Raw genomic sequence first — 22,989 nt, 5'->3', positions numbered from 1 at the left:
CTTGCCGTCACAGAACAACCATCTCACAGGTCTCTCCCCCGAAGAAGTCGTCCGAAGTCGCGCCCAGCATGGGAGCAACCGCCTCTATGTGCGTCCCACGCGCCACCTGTTCCGTATGTTGAGAGAAATCGCGGTAGAGCCGATGTTCGTGCTGTTGGTATTGGCGTGCGCGCTCTATTTTGCCATTGGCGACCGGGCGGATGCTTGGCTGATGGCAGGAGCCATTGTTTTTGTCACCTTGATTGAAATTGTGCAGGAATTGCGCAGCGAGAAAGCCCTCAGCGCCTTGCAGGAGCTTTCGCAGCCGCGTGTGGTCGTCATCCGTGAGGGCGAGCGGCGCGAGGTGCCGGTGGAGGAAATCGTGGTGGGCGACTTGGTGGCCTTTTCCGAAGGTCAGCGCGTCCCTGCCGATGGCATATTGGTGCAACAAAACGACTTGAGCGTGGACGAGGCGATACTCACAGGGGAATCGCTGCCCGCAAGCAAAAGTATCAACGAGGGCAACAACCTGCTTTACCAAGGCACCACCGTCGCATCGGGCGCGGGCGTGGCGCGTGTGCAAGCGGTGGGCGCTCGCACGGAGTTGGGCAAATTGGGCAAATCCATCGAGACCATTGAGACCACTCCCACACCCTTGCAGGTGCAAATTGACCGCTTTGTGCGCCAGATGCTGCTGGCTGGTTTGGTTGCGTTTCTCATGGTTTTCGCCATCAACTACGCCTACGCGGGGGCTTTTCTGACCGCGCTGTTGTTTTCATTGGCCTTCGCCATGGCCTTGGTGCCGGAAGAGATTCCGGTGGCTTTCACCACCTTCATGGCGCTCGGCGCATATCGCATGACGCGGCAAAAGGTGCTGGTAAAACAACCCAAGACCGTCGAGAGCCTCGGCGCGGCCACCGTGATTTGCCTCGACAAAACTGGCACCATCACCGAAAACCGAATGTCCGTGGCTGCGGTACGCGATTTTTCGGGCAAAGGGCGCGTGCTCGAATACGCGATGTGGGCCAGCGAGCCGGAGCCATTCGACGCGATGGAAAAAGCCATTCACGCTGTGTATGAGCAAGAAACCGACCAAGCCCGGCGCTCCAATGTCGAAATGGTGCACGAGTACCCACTGAGCGGCATCCCGCCTATGATGACTCATGTGTATCGCCCCACCACGCGCCCCGGCGACACGGGGGCTGACCTCATCGCTACCAAAGGCGCAGTGGAGCGCATTCTCCGGGTTTGCGGCGTGGACGACGAGCAGGAGCGCGTCATTTTGGAACAAACCAAAGAAATGGCGCGAAAGGGCTATCGCGTATTGGGCGTGGCAAGCGCCGAATGGAACGATGCGGCATACCCCATGGAACAAGATGATTTCCCGTGGCAGTTTGAAGGCTTGGTGGCACTCTACGACCCGCCCAAACCCAATATCCAACAAGTCATCAATCAATTTTATGAGGCGGGCATCGCGGTGAAAATGGTGACAGGCGACTATCCAGAAACCGCCCTGAATATCGCACAAGAAAGCGGCATCCGAATAGAGGGAACACCTGTGACAGGCGAAGCCGTGATGCAGATGAGCGACGCGCAATTGGGTGAGGCCGCTGCGCGCGTCTCGGTATTTGCGCGGATGTTTCCCGATGCCAAATTGCGCGTGGTGGAGGCGCTCAAGGCCAATGGCGAAGTGGTGGCCATGACGGGCGACGGAGTGAACGACGGCCCCGCGCTGCGAGCCGCGCAAGTAGGGGTGGCGATGGGGCGCCGCGGCACCGAAATCGCCAAAGGCGCGGCCTCCATGGTGCTGCTCGACGACGACCTCGCCCGCATGGTGGAAGCCATCCGTACCGGGCGGCGCATCTACTACAACCTGCGCAAGGCCATCCGCTACATCATTTCGATTCACCTGCCCATCGTGTTGGCGGTCTTGCTGCCCCTGTTGTTCGGCTGGCCCTATTTGCACATCCTGATGCCCGTGCACGTCATTTTCCTCGAACTCATCATGGGGCCTACCTGTGCCATTGCCTACGAAAACGAACCCGCTGAACCCAATGTGCTGAACAAACTGCCGCACGCGGCCACCACCAGCCTATTTTCGTGGCGCGAGCTCTCGCTCAGCCTTGTGCAGGGGCTGGCCATCACCGTTGGGGTCTTTGTCATGTATCATTACGCCATTGCGTTGGGCAAGGACGAAGCGACCACGCGCTCTTTCGTGTTCATCACCATGTTGTTTGCCAATATCTTCCTGACATTGGCCAATCGCTCGTTTGAATACACGTTCGTGCGCACTATTTTTTACCGCAATTGGCTGCTATGGGGCATGGTGGGAGTGTCGGTGGCGCTATCCATGTCGGTGCTGTGGGTGCCGTGGATGCGGGAGATGTTCCGATTGGGCACGCTCTCCACTGCCGAAGTAGGCTGGTGCCTGCTCGCAGCCTTGGCCTCGGTCGGCTGGTTTGAACTGTGGAAGGCGGTGAGAAAGGTTGAGCCGGTTGAGAAAAAACGAGAAGGCGCAAAAGAGCATGACAGCGACTAAAAAAGTTGATAACGCGAATGAGAGGTTGCAGCTATTCTCGGTTTGTGAGAGGTGTCGTCATTTGAGGAGCTAAACAGGAGGCCTCTCGGCTGTTTTTGAGATGTCACCCCTCCATTCTTTCGGGATGACACCTCCGAACCCGACAAAGCGAGAATCGCTGGAGGGGTTGAAGTAAAGTGTTGAAAATGCCCCCTGTGCCCCTGTGCCTCTGTGTTTTCTTATTGTTCCCACTAGAATGACACAGTTTTACGAACACTCTCGACGAATCAGGCTCAAACCCTGCAACTTGCCTTGCCAGTCGAAAAAATGGCCATTCCCTCACCCAAACCCCTCCACCGCAACAACGCTATTCTATTGACAAAGCCACAATCATGCAACACTCCACCCACACCCTCATCATTGGCGCTGGCCCGGCCGGCCTCGCCGTCGCCGGAAGGCTTGCTAAAATGGGTTTGCCACATATCTTGTTGGAAAAAGGCACTCGCGTGTCGGCCTCGTGGCATCAGCACTACGAGCGGCTTTGCCTCCACACCGTGAAGGAACATTCCGACTTGCCGCATTGGCCCATGCCCGCCGAATATCCCTTGTATGTGCCGCGTCTGGGCATGATTGCTTATTGGGAAAATTATGTGCAAACCATGAACCTCGCGCCACAGTTTGGCCAAGAGGCGATAAGCGTGCGGCGAACAAATGGGGAATGGGTGACCACAACCCGAACAGATGTCTTCACCTCCCCAAACGTGGTCGTGGCGACAGGCTACAACCGCGTGCCTCACCAGCCAACATGGCCCGCCCAAGCGCAATTCAAAGGCACCTTGATGCACAGCTGCGCATATCGAAATGCCGCGCCTTTCAAGGGGCAGCGGGTACTCATCGTCGGCATCGGCAACACAGGTGCCGAATTGGCGCTCGACCTGCATGAAAACGGTGCCTTCCCCGCTATTTCAGTTCGTGGGCCAGTCAATTTTATCCGGCGCGATATAGCCGGTCGGCCTGCTCAACGAACCGCGATTATGCTGGGCCGACTGCCCAATTGGGCCTACGACTTCATCGCCCGGATGGTGCAAAAATGGTCGGTTGGCGATTTGACCCCTTACGGCCTGCCAGCCTCCCCCTACGCGCCTTCCGAGCAATTGCGGCGCTTTGGCAAAGTGCCAGTCATTGACATCGGCACCATTGACCTGATTAAACAACGAAAAGTGAAAATACTGCCAGGCATCCAACAGTTCAACGAAAACTCGGTCACCTTCACAAACGGCCAAACCGAACCTTTCGACACCGTCATCGCCTGCACGGGCTATCGGGCACAAGTGGAGGATTTTGTCGAAAACGCCCAGCCCCTCCTGAACGAAAGGGGCTACCCACGCAGTTTGTGGTTCGACGACGAAGCATACAAAGGGCTTTATTTCTGCGGGTTCTCCACGCCTTTGAGCGGCATTTTGCGAAATATCAAAATGGATTCGGAGCGCATCGCGGCGCATATTCAGAGGGCATAGGAGCAGTCGCTCCAACTTACGGGCGTTATTTCCATTTTGCGGGCACGCCCCCAAGGGGCTGTATCCACGCTTACTAGACATTGTTTTTGTGCTGCAAAGATGCAGAGGCACAAAATGTGGCAAATCAATGCGTATTTTGCTTCGCGTCTTTGTGACTTCGTCGCAAATTTGAAAATGCCCTGTAGTGTGGGCCGTATCACAAGGTTAAGTTTCAACAGGATTGACACGATTGACAGGATTTTTTCCCCGAAAAACGGCGCGAATCCTGTCAGCCTCGTCAATCCTGTCAACAAACATCGCTTATGGGACACCCGCTCACTGCCTCCCGCTGAACCACCCGAACCGAAAAGTCAGGTTCAGCACCGGAGCGTTCAGGTCTTTTTTGCCGTAGGAACCCCAACCCTCGAACCCACTCACGAATCGGTAGCCGACGGAACCACCCACCCGCATCCAGCGAGCCACGTTGACTTCAACGCCAGCCTCCGGGATGGCCACGAAAGTGAGGTCTTCCCAATTGTGTTCGTCGGGCCAGTCATCCTTAAAATTGGTGACACCCACGCTGCCACCCGCCAGTTTGGCGGAAAGGTAAGCGTGCACCAACTTGTGCGAAGGCGTGGTGACACCCAGCCACAAGCCGCCGTAGCCAGTGGCAAGTTGTGGCTGGCCAATGGTGACGTTCTCAAAGGTCTCGGCCATGCCGAACAACCCGATGAAAAACTGCTCGAACACCACGCCGCCGCCACCGCCGACCCCATAGCCAGTTCTGTTGTTGGTGTGGCTCCACGATACGATAGGGCCGCCAAAACCACCCACCACGCGGGCGTTGCGAAAAAGTATCTGCTCCTCTTTTTGAGCGAAAACGGGTGCTGCCAGCAGCAGCACAAGGGCAAACAAGGACAATTCTTTGTGCATGGCAATTGTGTTTTTGTTAAGCTTTGGCCTGAGACACCCATGCATGACTTTTACCCTTACGCGGAGTGGATATTTTTTTAAAAAACGTGAGTTCGGAGATATTTGACCTAAGAAACCATTTTAAAACGCCATTGAATGAGGCTGTCTCACAAGTTCAAATTTCGACAGGCTTTACAGGATTATCGCCTTTATTTTTGGAAAAAACCTGTAAATTTTGTCAATCCTGTCAACAACTATCGCTTGTGAGACAGCCTGACGCAATGAAGTTTTTAACGTACGAGACTTTTCCAACCGTTGGACAGCGCCCACCCCAAAACCTTTATCAAAACAACGCAACCTCCTCAAAACACAAGCGCCCCGCCCAGCCTGAAATTGACCGCAGGGGAGTTTTTTGCGGAAAACCCGTTGAGCAAGTTGTCGGAAAGCACATACACCTGCAAGGGGCCGGGGTTGAGCAGGAGGTGAAACCCAAGGTTGCCGGGGGTGCGGCTGTTGGCGCTGTACATCCCGCCCAGCGAGACCCACCTGAGCACCTGCCAGCGGGCGCTCACGCCCAGCGCGGTGTTGGTGCGGTTGGCCAGGCTTTGGTACATGGCGCTAAAGCCAAGTGACCACCGTTCGGTGAGTTGGTAGTTGCCGCCCGCGAAGATGCGCAGGGGCAATTCCGATTTGAATGCGCGGTCGGGCGTGCTTTTTTCAAACTGGAAAATGTCGTTCAGTGTGTCGAGTTTGGCATCGAAATCAAGGTTGTCGGAGCCGTTGATGATGTCAATGCCGGGGATATTGGCGCCTTCGTAGAAGTACTGATTGCTGCTGGTGAAGGCCGACACGTTTTCCTTCCATTCGATGCTGCCGCCGAGATTGAGCGCTGAGGCGTGTATGGACAGGTGTTCCGACAGCTGTGCGCGGAAGCCCACATCGAAGGCCATGCCTGCGTTTTGAAAAGACGGCTGCCCGCCAAAGGAGTTGGTTCGGAACTTATACCCGTATCCTGCTGTGTCCACTGCTTCCACGATGGAAGAGGAATAGAAGACGTAGTCCGTTTTGAGTGTGAGTTGATAAATATCGGGGTCGGTGTAGATGCTCATCAAGGTGCGGTTTTCGTCGGTTTGCAACGAACCAGCCCCCGTCAGGAACTTGAATCTCGCGCCGATGTCGAGCTGGCCGAAGCGCCGCGAAAGCCCGACGCTCCACTCGTGCCAGTCGAAAATGTCGGCTTTCGGGCCGATTTCCAATGTTTGCCCGATGTAGGGCGCGTTGCCGTACCAAAGCACTTCGGCCAGCGATTTGGGATACTTGCCCCAACCGCTTGTCACGATGGCATGGCCGATTTGCAGGCCCCAGTTGTCGTTTTTGGAGCGGATGCCGAGCGACACGGTCTCGATGCGCTGGTCGAAGAAAACTTCGTTCTCGGGGTCGAGTTTGTTGATGACGTTGCCGAGGTCAATGAGTGTGCGATTGCCGTCTTTGCGGAAAATGTCGCCATAAGCCACTTTGCTCGAATGGGCGGCATCCAGCGAATAGGCTGGCCCGCCGATGAAGAAGCGTTTGCCTGCGGGGAAAATCGCGGGGTTGATGCTGTTGCTGTGCCACAAATCGGGCATGGACGAGAGCATGAGTTCCTGTTGGGCCGTCATTTCACCTGCCAAAAGGAGGCACAACAGGAGGGATTTATATTTGCTAATGTGCATTGATGTCGAATGTTGAAGGAATGGAAAGGGAGTTATTGGAATCGCATTTTGGCTTTGATGCCCATTTTCACGGTCACGTTGTCGCTCGCCAAAAGTCGCACCGACACGGCCCCATCTTGGGCGGTGGTGAAAGCGGTGGAGAGGTATGCCTGCTTGGTTTGCCGCACGCGCTCGAAGCGGGCGGCGGGCATGGTGACGAAATGCTCGGTGCGCGTGACGCCAATGGCGGCCCCCTCGCTGTTGACGGGCGCGGCTCGGATGATGAACTGCGCCCCGTTGTCGAACAGGGAATCCACCGCCACCCCGGCTTCGTCGAGGAAGTAGAGCTGGAGATTGGACGAAATGGGCGAGCCGTTTTCGCTCACGATTTTGAACTCGACGGACTCCAATTTGCTGGTGTCGAGGTCGGTGAGGCCGCCGAAGTTCAGGTCGAGCGTTTGTTCCGCGCCGAAGTTTCGGGCGGAGCCTTCGAGCAGGAGCTCGACGCGCATATTGAGGCTAATGTTGCTGCTATCGGTGAGGAACCCGACGATGCTCTGGTCGTTTTGAGCGTTCGAGATGCCGTCCACCTCGTAGATGAGGCGCGTGGGTTGCGAGTTGAAAATCTGCGCGATGTTGGAGTTGGTCTCGTCGAGGGTGATGTCGGTGAATTTCGTTTGACCGACCTCTCCGAGCGCGAAAGAGGGATAGTTGAAATCAACGGCGCTGTCCACGAACACGCTGCTGGTCAGCGGTATTTCCTCGCCGTTGCGGCCGATGAAGCTGAGGTATTTCACCACGCCTCGGGTAGGGAAGCCCCAGGAGTTGGCGATGCGCATGGTGACTTGGGGGTTTTTGATATACACATCGCCCACAAGGTTTGTTTGGTTGATGTCAATCTCGATGGTGTCGCGTATGAGCTCGTACCGCTGGTTGGCCCAATATCCTTGCAGATAACTGAATTCCAGATTTTCAAACTGGACAAAAATGCCGGGGAAGCCGGGTGCTATTTCCACTTTCACCCGTTCGCCAGTGGGCTTGTAGGCTTCGTAGATAAACTCCAACACGTTGTTGTTGGACTGCAGGATGTAGCCCGCCACCGGAATCGGGGTGGCATTGTTGGCGCCCGGGCTGGCCACAAAAGGATAGACGAAGACGTTGCCGTCCTTTGTCATTTGCGGGATGCGGATGTGGCCCGTCAGCGTATCCTGCGAGCCATTGAAAATGCCGAAGTAGATGGTGCCTTTCGACAAATCGGCTCTCGAAACGGACACGCCCGGCAAGTTGTCAATCGGCCCGTACGACACGGTGTCCGTGAGCGGGAACAGTCCCCCTGCAAAGTCTTTGAAAATATCGGTAGCGGGTTTTTCTGCCACTTTGCCCGAGTAGTAGAGCGTCATGGTGCCATCGGGGTTGACCAAGATGGTGTCGTTGCTGAGCGAGTCGCTGAGGACTTTCAGCATCAGGTCTTTCAGGTTGAGCGTGGTGGAAAACAGCGGGAAAGCGAATTCGGAGGTGCGTTCTGCCAGTTCAGGGTCTTCAAACTCGTTTTTTTGGCAGGCAGGCCAAGCCACAAACGAAACGAAAAGGACTGGCACGAGGGAGCGCAGCAGTGTTTTGTAGTGCATCAGTAAGGACATCGGTTGGTTGATAAATCAGTCGGATGAACGAATGCGAGGCGGGCAAAATTCTGCATTTGGGGGGAATGGCAAAGTGGTTGAGGGGGCGAAGGTAAGCGTTTGTATGAAAATGGCGCAAAATAAGCGGGGGGCGATGCGTGGGTCTTGCGCCCTATTCGATTGTCAATCCTGTCAGCAAATGCCTCTTGTGAGCCATCTTTGTCTGGGCATCAATGCTTGAGCGGAAGGATGAAGGCGCTGTTGTCGCCTCTTCTATACTGCCTGTCGTCAGGAATGCTTTCGATGGGGGTTCCCTTTTGCTTTAGGATGGTAAACATCTCATCCCATGATTCAAGGATTTCCCGCTCGATGTGGTCGTGTACTTGGGCGCTCGCCACGCTCACTCCATATTGGCCGGAGTACCATTTCAGAGCGAAATTTTCGTCGAGCAATATCAGGAAGTCGTAGTTCAGCTCTCTCACGTCGTGTTGTGAAAGGTATTTTGCCTCGATTTTGTACTTCTTCATGTTTTCGATTGCCTTTGCGTAGTCTTTTGAGGCTGTTTTTTCTTTTCCAATCAATATGCGCACGATGCGCCCCCCGGCTTCGCAGAATTTTTGCTGCGCCGTGAGCAATCGGCGGGTCATTTCTTTGTATTTTGGATGCTCTTCGGTCCAGATATGGATGCTGTTGGAGTGTATGACCCTTGCGATGAGCGCTGGCTCATTGTGGAGTCTTCTCTTTTCTTGCAATTCGGTCAGGTATTTCCAGATTTGCTCCGAAATGTAAAGTGCCAGCCCCTCGCCTCTGATGTGAAAGCCGTCCGACCGAATGCTGAAATCTTGAAAATAGAAGTTGAGCATTTGGTTGCCGAGCTCTTTCATTATCGGGGAGGCTCGCTTCAAGCGCAGAATCAGGTCTTTGGCCTTTTCGTTTTGTTCGCTGATGACTTTGTAAAGGCCCATGTCAACTTGGTTCTGTTGTTCCAGTTGACTCACTTTTTTTGAAAGCGCATCTATCTCACTTTGAAGCGTTTCTTGGACTTTGGCGTTCTCACGCACGACGGCGAATTTCAACTCCTCGGCGGGGTCAATGCCTTTTGTCCTCAAAATAAAATATAGGGTGGGAAATGCAATCAGCGCGGTTATCAGGCTGGGTATGATGCTTTTTGCCAAATCGGCAAGTTTAGGGTATGCGCACTCGTCGAGTTGGGGTATTGCGAGGTAAACAAAAATCAAGGCTATCGCCAAGGCAAGACACAGTAAGGCTAACAAGTATTTTCGCTTATGGCTTTCGTCCAACATGGTTATTTTTCTTTTTCGCAAAGGTATATTCACCACGAAAATGTTGCGAAAGAGTTTTGTTACCAAAAAATCATATTGGAAACGCACGTCGGCTACAATTTGATGCCGCTGTTGAAATTCTCTCCAACAAGGGCATAAAGCGCGATAAAATATAGCTATTGGTACCCCACAGCCATGCTTGCTTTCAACTGTTTTTTATATTTCGCGCCGTTAGGTTTTGGACATGGCCGCAATCGCAATCTGCTAAAAATCAAGAACATCAATCATGTTCATCTAACAAATCCTAGCGAATCAAGGTATAAAACCCGAGGGGTCAGGGCAAATGCGTCAAAATCGCGCAGGCTTCGAATAAGTCAAATTTTGGTAGAATGCCATAGACATTTGACCTCTCCGAGGTCGTGGTAACTGTCACAAAAACACGCGATTTCTACCAATATCAAACCTCTCCGAGGTCGGTTGTATTTAGATGCGTTTGCCCTGTTAATGACCCTCCTAATGCCCCCCAATGACCCTCCTAATGACTCCTAATGACCCCTCATGACCCTCCTAATGACTCCTAATGACCCCTCATGACTCCTAATGACCCCCAATGACCCCTCATGACTCCTAATGACCCCTCATGACTCCTAATGACTCCTCATGACTCCTAATGACTCCTAATGACCCTCCTAATGACCCCTAATGACCCCTCAATTTGGCTCAAAGCGTGATTTGATAAGTTTGCCCGTTGACGGTGATGGTCGCTTTGTTGTCGCAAGTGCCGTCGCCATAGTCCACCGCGACGGGCAGGCCGTTGAGGTCGAGCAGGCCCGTGCCGGCACTGACCCAGTAGCAGTTGTTGGCTTTCACGAGTGGCGTTTGGATGGTCCAGTTCACCGTCTCGCCATTGGTCAGCACCGAGCTGATGGAACCCGTGATGCCATACACGTCGTCGGCCCAGTCCCACCAAGTGGGGTGGCCTGCCGTTTGGGTGAAGGTCTGCACGGCATCGTAGGCGATGGAGAAGCCATTGGCATCGGCGGCTTGGACATTTTCGGCGACGACGACGAAAATGCCTGCGTTTTGGGTACTTTTGTTCTGGAGCGTGAATTTGCCACTGAGCGATGCCCCATCCTCCTTGTAGTTGTCGTATTCGATGGAGACCTCGGAATTGGGTTCCCAGATTTTACCGACTGTGAGGATTACTTTCCCGGCTTTGAATTTGCCGTCGTTGTCGGTGCAGCCTGTGCCGAAGTCCACCGCGATGACTTTTGGGAAGGCGTTGGGTGTGGCGGGCGTGATGGTGATGGAGCCGCAGCGGTCGTCCGCGCTGTCGTCCAGCAGTCCGTTGGCTTTTTCAGCGCCGCGCAGGGCCACCCCGAACGAAGAGTTGACAAGTTGTTGGCTGCGGAGCGCCTGTTTGGCGGATTCGACTGCCGGGTCGGTGGGCGCGTTGTCGTCTTTTTTGCAGCCAGTGATGGCGAGCAGTGCAATGCCTGATACAAGAAGCAAGGCGGACAAAAGTTGTTTTTGCATAGTTGGAAACAAGTTTGTGGAATGGAAAGATGAATAGACTTATTGTGGTGGAGGCCTTTGGCGAAGGGAAAGCCCTCCACCGCTACAAGTCTAATTGATTTTGTGCTGCAAAGTTTTTCGCGCAACGTGTGGAAGTGCAATTGACCTGCGTCAAGAAAAAGACGATTATTCTCGTCGCGCTCTCATCCGGCTCAAGGTCTCTGGTCGGATGCGCAAAAACGCCGCGATGTGGCGCTGAGAGACTAATTGCATGGTTTGTGGGAAACGCTCCGTGAAATAGCGGTATTTCTCCCTTGCCGAATTTAACTTGTGGAAATGGGTGCGCTCTGCCATGAGCAGTATATACCGCTCCGCCAACCGGCGGCCCACGATGTTCCACGTCGCGCTTTCGGCGTAGAGCGCTTCCAAGTCGGCGCGGGAAAGTGAGAGAAACGCGCAAGCGACGGTGCATTTCATGTATTGCTGCGTCGGGATGCGCTGAAAGAAGCTGACGATTTCGACGGCGATTTCGCCGGGCTGCGCTATCCAGCCCACCTGCTCCAATTGGGTTTCCTCGTCCAACCCGTCGTAGTATATCACCGCGCCTTGATGCAGGAAACGGAGGTGGTCGCAGGTTTTGCCGGGCTGAAGCAGCAAGGTGCCTTTGGGGCAGGTTTCCCAATGCACCCTGTTCTGGAACAACATCCAATCCCGTTCTTCCAGTGAATGTATTTCCTGAATCTGTTGGCGCAAGTTGGCCAAGGCAGTAATTGGGTGGGCGCCCGCCTCGGCTGATGCGAGATGCGTTTGAAAGTGTTGATAGGTCACGGAGGCAAATAGGTTTGTGATGAACGATGTCAGCCAGACGATGCCCCGTTTGGGTAAGTTACGAGCGGTGCTGTTTTGGTCGGGTTAAAAAAAATTGGCAAAATGTTATGGCCATGTCGCTTGTCACGCATTTCGCCACCGCTCGTTGCGGATTGGACGGAGAAGGTTATAATTCACACCGCCAAGTTTTGGGCATGGCTAAAAGCGCAATCTGTTCAAAATCATGGTCATCAATCATGGTCATCTGGCAAATCCCAGCGAATCAAGGTGTAAAAGCGCGGCGTGTCACGCCCCCCGCTTCGGCATTCGCATATTGGCCGCCACCCAAGCCGGCACCACCACTGCCCCCAACAGCAGGTAGCCGTAGTACGCCATGCCACGCCACAGCAGCGCCACCACAAGCCCAATGCCCGCCGGCACATAGTCGGAGATGAATCCCACCAACGCCACCTCCGCCAACCCTGCGCCGCCCGGCGTTGGGCTGAAAGCCATGATGATGAACATGGCCACCATGCGGGCGTAGATGAATGCTTGTGTCGCGCCGTCCACGGGCGTGGAGGGCATGATGGCGATGATGAGGCAATTTATCATGATGAATTTGCTCGTCCATGCGCCCACCGTGCCGACGATGACCTTGAGGTGGTAGCGCCAGTCGCGGCGGTGGATTTCCTCGGCGGCCAAGGCGAATTCCTCGCCGAGCAAATGAAGCCTCGCCGACCATTTTTTCAAAAAAGGCAGGCTAGCCAGCGCCCCCAATGCTTTTTTGGCGTAGCGAGGTTTTATCAGCAACAAAAAAACGATGAACGACCAGTAGGTGAGCATCAGGCCGTAGGTGACAAAAAACGTCCCGCTGGCCAGCCCCACGTCGCTGTAGCTTTTCATGCCCGGATAGAGCATCGGCGGCCCGTAGAGCAGCAGCAGGATGGGCAAGGTGACGACGAAGAACCCCGAATCGAGCACCATCGTGTAGAGCACGGCAGCGGCAGTGCGCCCGGCTGCGAGCTTTTCTTTGGTCAGCACGAAGAGCATGACGAAAGGGCCGCCTTTGCTCGTGGGCGTGAGGGCGGCGCTGAATTCCCACAGCACCACGAGCTCGAGGCATTTGCGCCAAGAAAACACATCGCCCGTGATGGTGCGCAGCCGGAGCGTGTAGAACAGGTGCCTGACCACCAATATCAGGAAAGCCAACCCTATCCACGCAAACGCTCGCCCCGTCCATTCGATGCTGCGGAACTGCTCAAGGTCGAACTGGTAGTAAAACAAGAAGCCTACGGCGGTGATGCCCAGCGCGATGGGCAGAATCATGCGGCGAAGGCGAAAGGAACGCACCACGCGCCGGCCTTCGGCTTCGATGGTGGGCAGGGGCTGGGTTTGTTCTTCTGACACGATATGAGCGATTTTTATTGGCGGGCAAATTTCGTAGGATTGAGTAACAACCGATTGCGCGTTTCGACTACTTTTAAGCGCACTTTTTTTCAGGCTAATTTTTTTCCCGCCTTTCATTGCCTGCCTGTCACAAAATACTACTTCGCTTCTTTCTCATCTTTTCTCGCTTTTCATTCAGATTTCCCCGCCCGGCACGACTAATCCAAGTCGCTTGCTCTCATCCTCTTTTCTCGCTTCTCATCGGTTCATTGGGCTTTTTTTAACCATTGTGTCACCTAAAACTTTTTCAACGATGAGATTACTCAACTGCATCCTCTGCGCACTTGTGTTGCTTGTGTCCAGTAAGCAGTTGTCTCGCCCATATTTCTGAACACACCACCGGGAGGCCACGCTATCACGCTCGCCTCTCGGTGTTTGTCGGCTTCGGGCAGTCGTTTTTTGGCCTTGCCTGCAACTTTCCCTTGCTTGCTCCCATCTATGGAAACTGCGCCGCCCACCGCGGCACCACGTCATGAAAGCAAAAACACTTCCGACAGCCCTCGCGCTGCTTGCCCTCCTATCGGCAGGGCTTCAGACCGCTCACGGCCAGCATCAAGTCGTAGGCTCCATCAGAGATGCCGCCGGCCAACCGCTCCCCGCCGCCACCGTACTGCTGCTCCAAGCGACAGACTCCACGCTCTCAAAAGGCCAAATTGGCGGTGCGGACGGCTCCTATTCCTTCGACCAAGTCGCTCCCGGCGACTACTTGCTCCGCATCGCCATGCTAGGTTTTGTGGACTACTTTTCCGAGACTTTTTCCCTGACAAATCGGTCGGGCAAGACAGACCTGGGCATAGCCGTGATGCGCGAGAACACCGCCCAACTCAACGAGGTAAGCGTCGTGGCCAAAAAGCCCCTGTTCGAGCAGCAGATAGACCGCATGGTGGTCAATGTCGCCAACAGCATCACCTCCGCCGGTGCCACTGCGCTCGAGGTGCTGCAACGCTCGCCTGGCGTGGTGGTCAATCGTCAGGCGAACTCCCTTTCCATGAACGGGAAAGACGGCGTGGTGGTGATGCTCAATGGCAAAATCAGCTGGATGCCCATTTCCGCGCTGGTGCAGATGCTCGACGGCATGAGCTCCGACAACATCGAGCGCATCGAGCTCATCCATACCCCGCCTGCCAATTTCGACGCGGAGGGCAATGCCGGCATCATTCACATTGTTTTGAAAAAAAATGCGGACGATGGGCTGAACGGCTCTTTTGCCACCCACGTTGGCTATGGTTTGAAAGAAAAAGCGGGCGCAAGCGTCAATTTCAACTGGCATCGGGAAAAGGTCAATTTTTTCGGCGACTACTCGTGGGCCTACAACAACAACCCGCAACTGTTCACCAACTACCGCAGCGTCAGCAAAGGTGGCAACATGTTGGAAACCGATACCAAAAGCGACCGTGACCCAACCCGCACGCATACCCAAAACGCACGGCTTGGCCTCGATTATCGTTTGAATGAAAAAACAATAGTGGGTGTGCTCGGCGGCTGGATGGACCGCCACTGGACGATGGATGCCGTCAACGATGTCACGCTGTCGGAAAACGGCGTGCCGACGGGCTTTGTCGAAATTCCCAATCACGAACTCAATCACTGGCAACACGGATTCGGCAACCTCAACCTGCAACACCGCTTTACCCAAAAGCAAATGCTCAACGTGGACGTGGACTACGCCCGCTACCTGAACAACAACCCCAGCGACTATACCAATCGCTTCTTCGATGCCGAACGCAACCCCACACAAGAGCAGATGCTGCGCGTGAGCAAAAACACGCCTATTGATATTTGGGCCGCCAAGGCCGATTACACTTGGGACCTCGGACAACACATGAAGTGGGAAGCAGGGGTGAAGGCCGCGCTGTCGAAATTCGACAACGACATTCGGGTGGAAAACCTCGTGCAGGGGGCGTGGACACCCGATGCGAGATATACCGCCGATTATGCGCTGCGAGAGGAAATAGGCGCAGCCTACACGGCATTTTCCATGAAATTGGGCACCAACACCGACTTGAAAGCCGGTCTTCGCTACGAGTACACCCAATCGAATCTCGGCACCTCCGAGCAGCCCAACATCGTGGATAGACAATACGGCAACTTTTTCCCAAGCCTTTTCGTGTCGCGCAAAATCAACGACAACCACCAAGTGAACATCGCCTACAGCCGCCGCATCCAGCGCCCAGACTTCACCCAAATGGCACCTTTCGTCATCTTTTTCGACCCCAACACTTTCATGACGGGCAACACCGCGCTGCAGCCCTCCATCACCGATGCCGTGAGCACCTCCTACCGATACAAGTCGTGGCAACTTTCCTTGCAATATAGTCACGAAAACGGCCCTATCGCTTGGCTGCCCAAGGTCAACCCCGAAACCAACCAGCAACTGAACATACCCGAAAACTTCGATAACGCCCACACGCTGTCGGCCACGCTGTCGCTGCCTTTTCACCCGACCGAGTGGTGGGAAATGCAAAACAACCTTACCGCCCAATGGCAGCGAACCAACGCAACGCTCGACGGAACGGCGGTGCAAATCAGCCAACCCAACTGGAATTTCAACGGCTCTCAAACGTTTCGACTGCCCCAAAAATTCACCCTCGAACTCTCTGGGTTTTATTTTCCAAAATCCTTGTTTGGTATCATCACGAACCGCCCACTCGGGACACTCGACATCGGTTTGCAAAAAGAATTGTCTCATCATCGCGGCAACCTCAGATTCAGCGTGACCGATGTGTTTTTCACCGCCAACTGGTCCGCCACTGCCAACCAACCCGACCTGAACCTAAAGTGGGAGGGGCTTTTCAGGTTCAGCGAGCGGGTGTTTCGCATCAGTTATGCACGCAATTTTGGCAGCAACAAGGTGAGCGCCGCCCGTCAGCGTGGCACGGGTTCGGAAGAGGAGCGGAGAAGGGTGAATTGAGGATTTTTGATTGCCGATTTACATGAGTTCGGAGATTACTTCTTTGAAAATCAATTTTATAGAATGTAAATGCCCGCACTACTGGACATTTTCAAATTTGCCGGGAAGTCACAAAGACGCAAAGCAAAACACTCATTGATTTGCCGCATTCTGTGCCTTTGTGTCTAGTAGTGTGTGGTGATGGCCTCTGGTTCACTGCCTTATGAAATGCACCTCTACCCGGCGCTGAAGCTGCTGATTGAGCAGGGGGTCTTTGGAAAGGATATCGCCCTCTGCCGGGCGGGTGGAGCCAAAGCCCTGATGCTTCAAGCGGTCGGCGGCGATGCCTTTCGACAAGAGATAGTCATAGATTTTTTGGGCGCGGCGTTGCGACACATCGCCCGAGGGGTCGTCGCTTGCGTCAGCGGTGTGGCCAGAAATCTGGGCTTTCAGGCTGGGGTCTTTTTTGAGGATTTCCACGATTTCGTCGAGCGTTTCGTCGGAGGTTCTGTACCAAGTGTCCTGCGAGGAGCGGAAATAAACAGCCTTGTCGGGAGGTGGCAGGGCAGGGCAGCCTTTTTGCTCTGGTATGCCAGCCACATCGGGACATTTGTCGTCCTTGTCAGGTATGCCGTCGCCGTCGCGGTCGGGGCAGCCGCCGAGTTCGACTGGGCCGGGCGCGTCAGGGCAGCGGTCGTCGCCGTCCGCAAGGCCATCGCCGTCGCGGTCGGGTGGTGGGCAGCCACGGTAAGCCGCCAGCCCCGGCTCGTCGGGGCATTTGTCGTCCTTGTCGGGTATGCCGTCGTCGTCGGTGTCGGGGCAACCCGCGAATTCGGCCATTCCCGGCTCGTCGGGGCATTTGTCGTTTCCGTCGGCGATGCCGTCGCCGTCGCGGTCGGGGCAGCCTCTCAGGCTTCTCAGGCCCGGCACGGTAGGGCAATCGTCGTCGGTGTCCAGCACCCCGTCTTTGTCGCTGTCGGCAAAAAGGTCTCTGTTTTTCAGTGGAGGCGGTTCCTTTTTTTCGTCTTTTTTGGCGATAGGCTTGTTTTTCGTCTTGTTCTTGTCGAAAGGATAGCTGAACCCAATTTGGGCGGTGAAAAACCAGTCCGGCTTGTTGGGATTGGCCGCAAGGCTCACGCCATCGAGATAGTCGGAATAAGTGGGGCGCAGGGCTGCTTCCAGTCCAAAAGTGCTGTGGTCTTTGAGCAAGAAGCGCAACCCGACGCCGACTGGCGTGACGATGTGCGCCCGTTTGGTTTTTGCGTTTTTGTCTTTTGCCACGAGCTCGGCGTTGATGTGTTCGTTGCCGTTCGAGTCGTTCCAGTCCACCACCGGGTCCACAAAAGCCCAGCCCGCACCCACTATGATGTAGGGCGACACCACCCGCCGCGCCCGCAGGTTTTTGACACCCGAAGGGTACATTCCAAGTGGATAGTATTCGCCTAGCACGGTGAATTCCAGCAATTTGCTTTCGAAGTAAAGGCCGCGCAACGGGCGCCATTCCGGCTCGGTGAAGTTTTTGTCGTCGCCCGCCAATTTCCCCGCGAGCATATTGAACCGCACCGCGAAGTTGTTGCTCAGGTTGCGGCGCAAATAACCTGCGGCGGAAAAGTGAATCTCCCGAAAGCCAGCGTTGACTTTGAGCGCGTCCAAATCGCCTTGATAAGAGGTAATGCCGAGCGAGCCACCAAAATCCCAATTGAACGGCACTTGAGCGGATAAGTCAAAAAATAGCAGTAGATAAAAAATAGGTAAGCATTTTTTCATGGCAGTCATTGTGAAGGTGCCTGCAAGATTAAGGCAGGCATTTTTGCGGGAAATGAAGCTGTTTTTTTGTGATGCTGGCAGGTCAAAAAGTCTGCCATGTTGTATCGTTTTGAAAACAGAAGAGCGCAATTTCGGATTGTTCTCGCAATTTGTCCAAAAAATGAAAAAGAGGCACAAGCAGCCCCTGCTTTTGTATGTTCGATGGCGCTTCTTTAATCCCCGTTAACTTTTTTAAACAGCCGCTCTACGGTCGGATGTCGTAGTTTTGCCCCTGTTTTCCCGATTTTTTTATTGAAATAACATCCGATTTTTTAATTCAGATATGAAAAAACGACTCCTCCCGCTTTTCTTGCTACTCGCTCATTTCTCTTTTGCGCAGCAAGCCACCAAAACCTCCGCCAAAGCCAACACGCCCGCCACTGGGCAAATCTCGCTCGTCTGCAAAATTGTGGATATGCCCCCCGGTGTGGACAGCATCAGCCTCTACGAATACGCTGGCCTTGCCAATCGCGTCGTGGCGCGTGCGGGCCGCCGCCTTCCCGACAGCGCGTTTGTGTTCACGCTGCCCACCTCCAAGGCTCGCTACTATGGGGTCGGCTTGGCCGAAAACGCCTTGGCCAAAGTGGTGCTCGGCGAGGAAAAAGACGTGACCCTGTGGGCCAACGCCAACTACCTCGACAAAGGCCGCACGGTCAACTCCGCCGCCAACAAAGCCCGCGAACAGGTCGCCAGACAAATAGAAGCCTTCCAAGCTGAAAGCAACGAGCTCCGCGACCTGTTTTTCAATACCCTCCAAACCACCGACCGCAAAACCATCGAAGACCGCGCCGCTCAACTCAACCAGCAAAAGAAACGCTTCCTCGACTCGCTCCAAACCGCCAACCCCATGTTCTGGCGCTCCGCAAGCCTTCAAGTAGCACCAGAGTTCGTGGCCGAAAAAAACGCCGCCCGCACCGAACTAGATTTCATCGCCGCCAACCACTTCCGCTACGCCGACCTCACCGACAAGGCATACGAGGAAATCCCCGACGTGTACAATGCCTTTGAGCAATACGTCATCCTTCTCGCCCAACGCGGCGCCAACGAATCCTTCCTCAAATCCGCCATCGAGCAACAATTGGCCAAAGTGCCCGCCAGCACCAAAACCTATCGGCTGGCCCTGGGTGGCATCATCTCTGGCCTCAAAACACTTAACAGCCCCAGTGCATCGGCATACACCGGCAAATACCTCGACCTCTATCGCAACGACACCTGGGGCGAAATAGGCCGCCTCGACTACGAGATGAAAAAAGCGGGCACCCACATACCCGGCCACGAAGCCCCCGACCTCGTGGGCATGACCCCCGACAGCACCAGCTGGTCGCTTAAGCAAATGCGCGGCAAAATCGTCCTCATTGACTTCTGGGCCAGCTGGTGCGGCCCCTGCCGCAAGGAAAACCCCAACGTGGTGGCACAATACAACAAGTACAAAAACAAAGGCTTCGACATACTCGGCGTGAGCCTCGACCGCGACTACAACGCTTGGCTGAGAGCCATCGAGCAGGACGGCCTCCCCTGGCGCCACATCAGCGACCTCAAAGGCTGGCAAAGCGCCCACGCGGCCCTTTATTCCGTCACCTCCATCCCACAGACGCTGCTGGTGGACCGCGAAGGCAAAATCATCGCCCGCAACCTGCGCGGCGAGCAGCTGGGGCAAAAACTGCAAGAGATTTTTGGGGAATAACGGTTGACGGTTGACGGAACACGGTGTGCCGCCAACCGTGTTCCGTCAACCATGTACCGTGCACCGTCAAACCGCACATGAGCAAACTACTCCACAACCGCGTCAACCGCCGCGAACTCAAAGAGCGCCTGCGCCAAAGCAACGAGCGCCGCGTCACGCTTTCCTTTTACAAATATGTGCAACTGCCCGACCCGGCGGCTTTCCGCGACGAGCTGTTTTTGACCTACGAAAACCTGGGCGTGCTGGGCCGCATCTACGTCGCGCGCGAAGGCGTGAACGCGCAGCTCTCCGTGCCGGAGCAACGGTTTGAAGCCTTCAAGACGGCCATGAACCGCTGGGATTTCTTCCAAAACCTGCGCCTCAACGTCGCGGTGGAAGCCGAGGGCAAATCATTTTTCGCACTCATCATCAAAGTCCGCGACAAAATCGTGGCCGACGGCATCGAAGACCCCGCCTTCGACCCCTCCGACACTGGCATCCACCTCAATGCCGAAAACTGGAACCGCCTCTCCGATGCTCCCGATGCCATCGTGGTGGATATGCGCAACCACTACGAAAGCGAGGTCGGCCATTTTGAAAACGCCCTCACCCCCGACGCGGCCACTTTTCGTGAAGAGCTCCCGATGGTGGCCGAGATGCTCGCCGACCAAAAAGACAAGAAGATACTGATGTACTGCACGGGCGGTATTCGCTGCGAAAAGGCGAGCGCCTATCTGAAATACCGAGGCTTCGAAAACGTGTTCCAACTCGAAGGCGGCATCATCGAGTACGCCCGGCAGGTGCAGGCCAAAGGCTTGAAAAACAAATTTTTGGGCAAAAACTTCGTCTTCGACGAGCGCCTTGGCGAGCGCATCAGCCCCGATGTCATCGCCCGCTGTCATCAGTGCGGACAACCCGCCGACTCGCACACCAACTGCGCCAACGAGTTCTGCCACATCCTCTTCATCCAGTGCGACGAGTGCCGCGAAAAGTACGAAGGCTGCTGCTCCGACAAATGCCGCGACTTTCACCACTTGCCGCACGAAGAGCAAAAAGAGCGCGCCCACACGGAGACCTTCAACGGCTCCTCATTCGGAAAAGGCGTTTACAAGGCTTTTCGGAAGTCGGCGCAGGCTTTGCCGCAGATGGGGCACTGAAAAAATCGAAAAGCCGATACCACCGAAGTTTTTCAGGCGAAGTCTATCCCCGCCATACGCCTAAACGTAAAGTAGAGCGCCCCGTCAGTAAATTTTACTGACGGGGCGCTCTACTTTTTTCAAGGTCGCAATCCCTATTTGAGTGGAGAGTGGTTGAAAAGGGTTTTCTGAGACAAACGTTTGTAATTCAGGGCAAAAGCTAGAAAAAATCCCTGCGTCGCTGCAAAGCAAAATTTGAAAAAAATTTCGCTTGCCCCAATTTTTTTTCTTTAAAAGGTGAAAAAACCAATTTGGTCTGAAAAACAGGGGCGGTTTCCCGCGTCGTAACAAAATGACAGCCAATGCGTTGCACGGTTTTTTGAGGGCGTTTTCAAAAAAAGGGGCTGCAGAAGGTCTTTTCGGGCAAGTTATACCTTGATTCGCTAGGATTTGTTAGATGAACATGATTGATGTTCTTGATTTTTAGCAGATTGCGATTGCAGCCATGCCCAAAACCTAACGGCGCGAAGTATATGTATGGCGATTTTTCATGCGCCAGCCCCGCCTTTCCTTATCCAAACCCAGTCACAAGGTAAGCTTTTGCCGGGCGCACCCAAAGGGGAAGGGCATAGACTTTCCGCGTCCTGAAAGAATTTTCTGTCGTGCGGGGGGGCTCAGGGCAAACGCATCAAAATGGCACAAACCTCGGAGAGGTCAAATGTTGGTAGAAACGCCCCATTTTCGCGGTGTGTACGACCCCAGCGGGGGCGAATATTGGTGACCTGTTTGCTGCGATAGACATTTGACCTCTCCGAGGTCGTGATAATTATCACAAAAACACACCATTTCTACCAACATTTGACCTCTCCGAGGTCGGTTGTATTTTGATGCGTTTGCCCTGCTCACAACCCCCAACCCAAGTTTTTTCTTCACCACACACATTTTTGCCATGAAACGCTACGCTCTTACTGTTTTGATTTGTCTGCCCTTTTGCGCCCTCCTGTTCCAAGCCTGCCAAAACTGCTGCACCGACCCACTCGTCGTCAAAATCCCGAACAACGATGCCACTCCGCCATCGCTGCGCTGGGAAGTCGCCGTGTTGTCACAAACGCCATCCGGCCCCATCAGCAGCATGAATATGTACACGGAGGCGGTCACCAATATCTCGGTGAAAACCACCGACAAAGTGGATGTGTATCTGGTGGCTCGCGACGACGAGAGCGGCATCAAAAAAGCAAGCATGAAAGGAGGCTTTGGCTACACCTGCATCCCGCCGGGCGGCGGCACCGCTATCGCGGTGGATGGTTTTGTGCCTGAGCGCTCCATGGATTTTTCCATGCTGACCACCTGCGGCCTCAAGGAGTGGAAAATTGCCCTCGAGGCGCTCAACGTGTCGCTTTCATGCCCCAACAACGGCGCTTTGAGCGGTGCCATGATAGGCATCACGGGCAATGGGGAAAACTTCAAGGGCGGCACTTCGAGCCTGACGCTGAATGTGAACGTGACACAATAGTGCCGATGACCTCAGCGGTTGAGGAAATATGTTTTGAAGTGTTCCAACTTCGCGAGTTCTGCTTCCACAAATTTTTGAAAAACTTTGTCGCCTACCTGCGAACGCAGGGCGGAGATGCCCACGTCTATCAGGCGAATGCCTTGCGGGGTGAGAAAGATATTAGACTTGTTGCGGTGGAGGCCTTTGGCGAAGGGAAAGCCCTTTTTCCGACTGGCTTCGTTAAATTTTTCGCCGAATATGCCCGATTTCGACTGCAAAATTTGCCTTTCCAGTCGAAAAAATGACAATCCCCTTCACTCAAATCCCTCCACCGCAACAAGTCTATTGTCGAAACGGTCGCCGGGTTCGTTGGAAGGGCGGCGCAAATCGCGGTGGGCAAACCCTGCTTGATGGAGCGTTTGCAACTCATCCTCAAAGACGGAAAAAATCACCTCGCGTTTTTCAAACTCTAGACTTCGATAGTCCATCGGGTAGAGGCGCTCCATCACGAGCATTTCCCAATCGTGTTCCTCGTCGTAATCTATGCGCCGAAATTTCACCACGAGTTCATTGACGGCATTGGCAAACTTCATCTTTTCTGCCTCTGAGCCAATGTCGGAGCGTGTGTCGCCCGTGTATATTTTGGCGGCCTCCGTGTCGCTCAGGGCGATCACAATGTTGTTGGCCCCTGCTGAAAGCTGACGTGCGTTTGGTCAACATGGATTTCAAGATATTA

16 protein-coding genes are annotated in these 22,989 nt (G+C 54.5%); 6 read left to right on the top strand and 10 right to left on the bottom strand.

Features of this window, described 5'->3' with window-relative positions; translation table 11 throughout:
- Window position 1 precedes the first annotated feature (1 nt).
- Window positions 2-2,518: a cation-translocating P-type ATPase gene (locus KIS77_08050; protein ID MCW5922279.1), complete on the top strand. Its 2,517-nt coding sequence runs from the start codon at window positions 2-4 to the stop codon at window positions 2,516-2,518.
- Window positions 2,519-2,889: 371 nt separating this feature from the next.
- Complete coding sequence (locus tag KIS77_08045) at window positions 2,890-4,014, top strand: NAD(P)/FAD-dependent oxidoreductase (protein ID MCW5922278.1); 1,125 nt, start codon at window positions 2,890-2,892, stop codon at window positions 4,012-4,014.
- Between the two features lie 315 nt (window positions 4,015-4,329).
- Here KIS77_08045 and KIS77_08040 read toward each other — a convergent pair whose 3' ends face one another.
- From KIS77_08040 to KIS77_08010, 7 genes are all read right to left on the bottom strand, one after another.
- On the bottom strand, window positions 4,330-4,926 hold the full coding sequence (locus KIS77_08040) for a hypothetical protein (protein ID MCW5922277.1): 597 nt from the start codon (window positions 4,924-4,926) through the stop codon (window positions 4,330-4,332).
- Window positions 4,927-5,267: 341 nt separating this feature from the next.
- Window positions 5,268-6,617, bottom strand: a complete 1,350-nt coding sequence (locus KIS77_08035) for a hypothetical protein (GenBank protein ID MCW5922276.1) — start codon at window positions 6,615-6,617, stop codon at window positions 5,268-5,270.
- 32 nt (window positions 6,618-6,649) lie between these two features.
- Window positions 6,650-8,224 (bottom strand): hypothetical protein, encoded by a 1,575-nt coding sequence (locus tag KIS77_08030; protein ID MCW5922275.1) that lies wholly within the window; start codon window positions 8,222-8,224, stop codon window positions 6,650-6,652.
- Between the two features lie 221 nt (window positions 8,225-8,445).
- On the bottom strand, window positions 8,446-9,519 hold the full coding sequence (locus tag KIS77_08025; protein ID MCW5922274.1) for a hypothetical protein: 1,074 nt from the start codon (window positions 9,517-9,519) through the stop codon (window positions 8,446-8,448).
- Between the two features lie 699 nt (window positions 9,520-10,218).
- Window positions 10,219-11,034 (bottom strand): hypothetical protein, encoded by an 816-nt coding sequence (locus tag KIS77_08020; protein MCW5922273.1) that lies wholly within the window; start codon window positions 11,032-11,034, stop codon window positions 10,219-10,221.
- Between the two features lie 165 nt (window positions 11,035-11,199).
- Window positions 11,200-11,841, bottom strand: coding sequence for a Crp/Fnr family transcriptional regulator (locus KIS77_08015; GenBank protein MCW5922272.1), 642 nt, complete (start codon window positions 11,839-11,841; stop codon window positions 11,200-11,202).
- Between the two features lie 285 nt (window positions 11,842-12,126).
- A complete protein-coding gene (locus tag KIS77_08010) occupies window positions 12,127-13,227 on the bottom strand; it encodes a flippase-like domain-containing protein (protein ID MCW5922271.1) in 1,101 nt (366 codons plus the stop codon).
- 511 nt (window positions 13,228-13,738) lie between these two features.
- On the opposite strand from KIS77_08010, the gene KIS77_08005 reads away from it, so the two are divergent.
- Window positions 13,739-16,177, top strand: coding sequence for a TonB-dependent receptor (locus tag KIS77_08005; GenBank protein ID MCW5922270.1), 2,439 nt, complete (start codon window positions 13,739-13,741; stop codon window positions 16,175-16,177).
- A 192-nt stretch (window positions 16,178-16,369) separates the two neighbouring features.
- Here KIS77_08005 and KIS77_08000 read toward each other — a convergent pair whose 3' ends face one another.
- Window positions 16,370-17,923 (bottom strand): OmpA family protein, encoded by a 1,554-nt coding sequence (locus KIS77_08000; GenBank protein MCW5922269.1) that lies wholly within the window; start codon window positions 17,921-17,923, stop codon window positions 16,370-16,372.
- Between the two features lie 322 nt (window positions 17,924-18,245).
- Between KIS77_08000 and KIS77_07995 the strand changes: the two genes are divergently transcribed.
- The 3 genes from KIS77_07995 to KIS77_07985 all read left to right on the top strand — a co-directional run bounded on the left by KIS77_07995 (window position 18,246) and on the right by KIS77_07985 (window position 22,274).
- Window positions 18,246-19,646, top strand: coding sequence for a TlpA family protein disulfide reductase (locus KIS77_07995; GenBank protein MCW5922268.1), 1,401 nt, complete (start codon window positions 18,246-18,248; stop codon window positions 19,644-19,646).
- A gap of 77 nt (window positions 19,647-19,723) precedes the next feature.
- Entirely contained in the window at window positions 19,724-20,782 is a 1,059-nt protein-coding gene (locus KIS77_07990) for a rhodanese-related sulfurtransferase (GenBank protein ID MCW5922267.1), read from the top strand.
- Between the two features lie 928 nt (window positions 20,783-21,710).
- Entirely contained in the window at window positions 21,711-22,274 is a 564-nt protein-coding gene (locus KIS77_07985) for a hypothetical protein (protein MCW5922266.1), read from the top strand.
- Between the two features lie 11 nt (window positions 22,275-22,285).
- Here the strand turns inward: KIS77_07985 and KIS77_07980 are convergent, their stop codons facing one another.
- Both KIS77_07980 and KIS77_07975 read right to left on the bottom strand, forming a co-directional pair.
- Window positions 22,286-22,531 (bottom strand): hypothetical protein, encoded by a 246-nt coding sequence (locus KIS77_07980; protein ID MCW5922265.1) that lies wholly within the window; start codon window positions 22,529-22,531, stop codon window positions 22,286-22,288.
- Between the two features lie 36 nt (window positions 22,532-22,567).
- Entirely contained in the window at window positions 22,568-22,927 is a 360-nt protein-coding gene (locus KIS77_07975; GenBank protein ID MCW5922264.1) for a hypothetical protein, read from the bottom strand.
- Between the last annotated feature and the right edge of the window lie 62 nt (window positions 22,928-22,989).

The sequence above is a fragment of the Saprospiraceae bacterium genome (assembly GCA_026129545.1).
GTDB lineage: Bacteria > Bacteroidota > Bacteroidia > Chitinophagales > Saprospiraceae > M3007.
This window is presented reverse-complemented; position numbering and strand designations above follow the sequence as displayed.

What these genes read in the sequence shown, in the direction of transcription:
- KIS77_08025 (MCW5922274.1), bottom strand. Translation starts at nt 9,519, where the DNA reads ATGTTGGACGAAAGCCATAAGCGAAAATACTTGTTAGCCTTACTGTGT.
- KIS77_08035 (MCW5922276.1), bottom strand. Translation starts at nt 6,617, where the DNA reads ATGCACATTAGCAAATATAAATCCCTCCTGTTGTGCCTCCTTTTGGCA.
- KIS77_08030 (MCW5922275.1), bottom strand. Translation starts at nt 8,224, where the DNA reads ATGCACTACAAAACACTGCTGCGCTCCCTCGTGCCAGTCCTTTTCGTT.
- KIS77_07985 (MCW5922266.1), top strand. Translation starts at nt 21,711, where the DNA reads ATGAAACGCTACGCTCTTACTGTTTTGATTTGTCTGCCCTTTTGCGCC.
- KIS77_08040 (MCW5922277.1), bottom strand. Translation starts at nt 4,926, where the DNA reads ATGCACAAAGAATTGTCCTTGTTTGCCCTTGTGCTGCTGCTGGCAGCA.
- KIS77_08000 (MCW5922269.1), bottom strand. Translation starts at nt 17,923, where the DNA reads ATGAAAAAATGCTTACCTATTTTTTATCTACTGCTATTTTTTGACTTA.
- KIS77_08020 (MCW5922273.1), bottom strand. Translation starts at nt 11,034, where the DNA reads ATGCAAAAACAACTTTTGTCCGCCTTGCTTCTTGTATCAGGCATTGCA.
- KIS77_07990 (MCW5922267.1), top strand. Translation starts at nt 19,724, where the DNA reads ATGAGCAAACTACTCCACAACCGCGTCAACCGCCGCGAACTCAAAGAG.
- KIS77_08005 (MCW5922270.1), top strand. Translation starts at nt 13,739, where the DNA reads ATGAAAGCAAAAACACTTCCGACAGCCCTCGCGCTGCTTGCCCTCCTA.
- KIS77_08045 (MCW5922278.1), top strand. Translation starts at nt 2,890, where the DNA reads ATGCAACACTCCACCCACACCCTCATCATTGGCGCTGGCCCGGCCGGC.
- KIS77_07995 (MCW5922268.1), top strand. Translation starts at nt 18,246, where the DNA reads ATGAAAAAACGACTCCTCCCGCTTTTCTTGCTACTCGCTCATTTCTCT.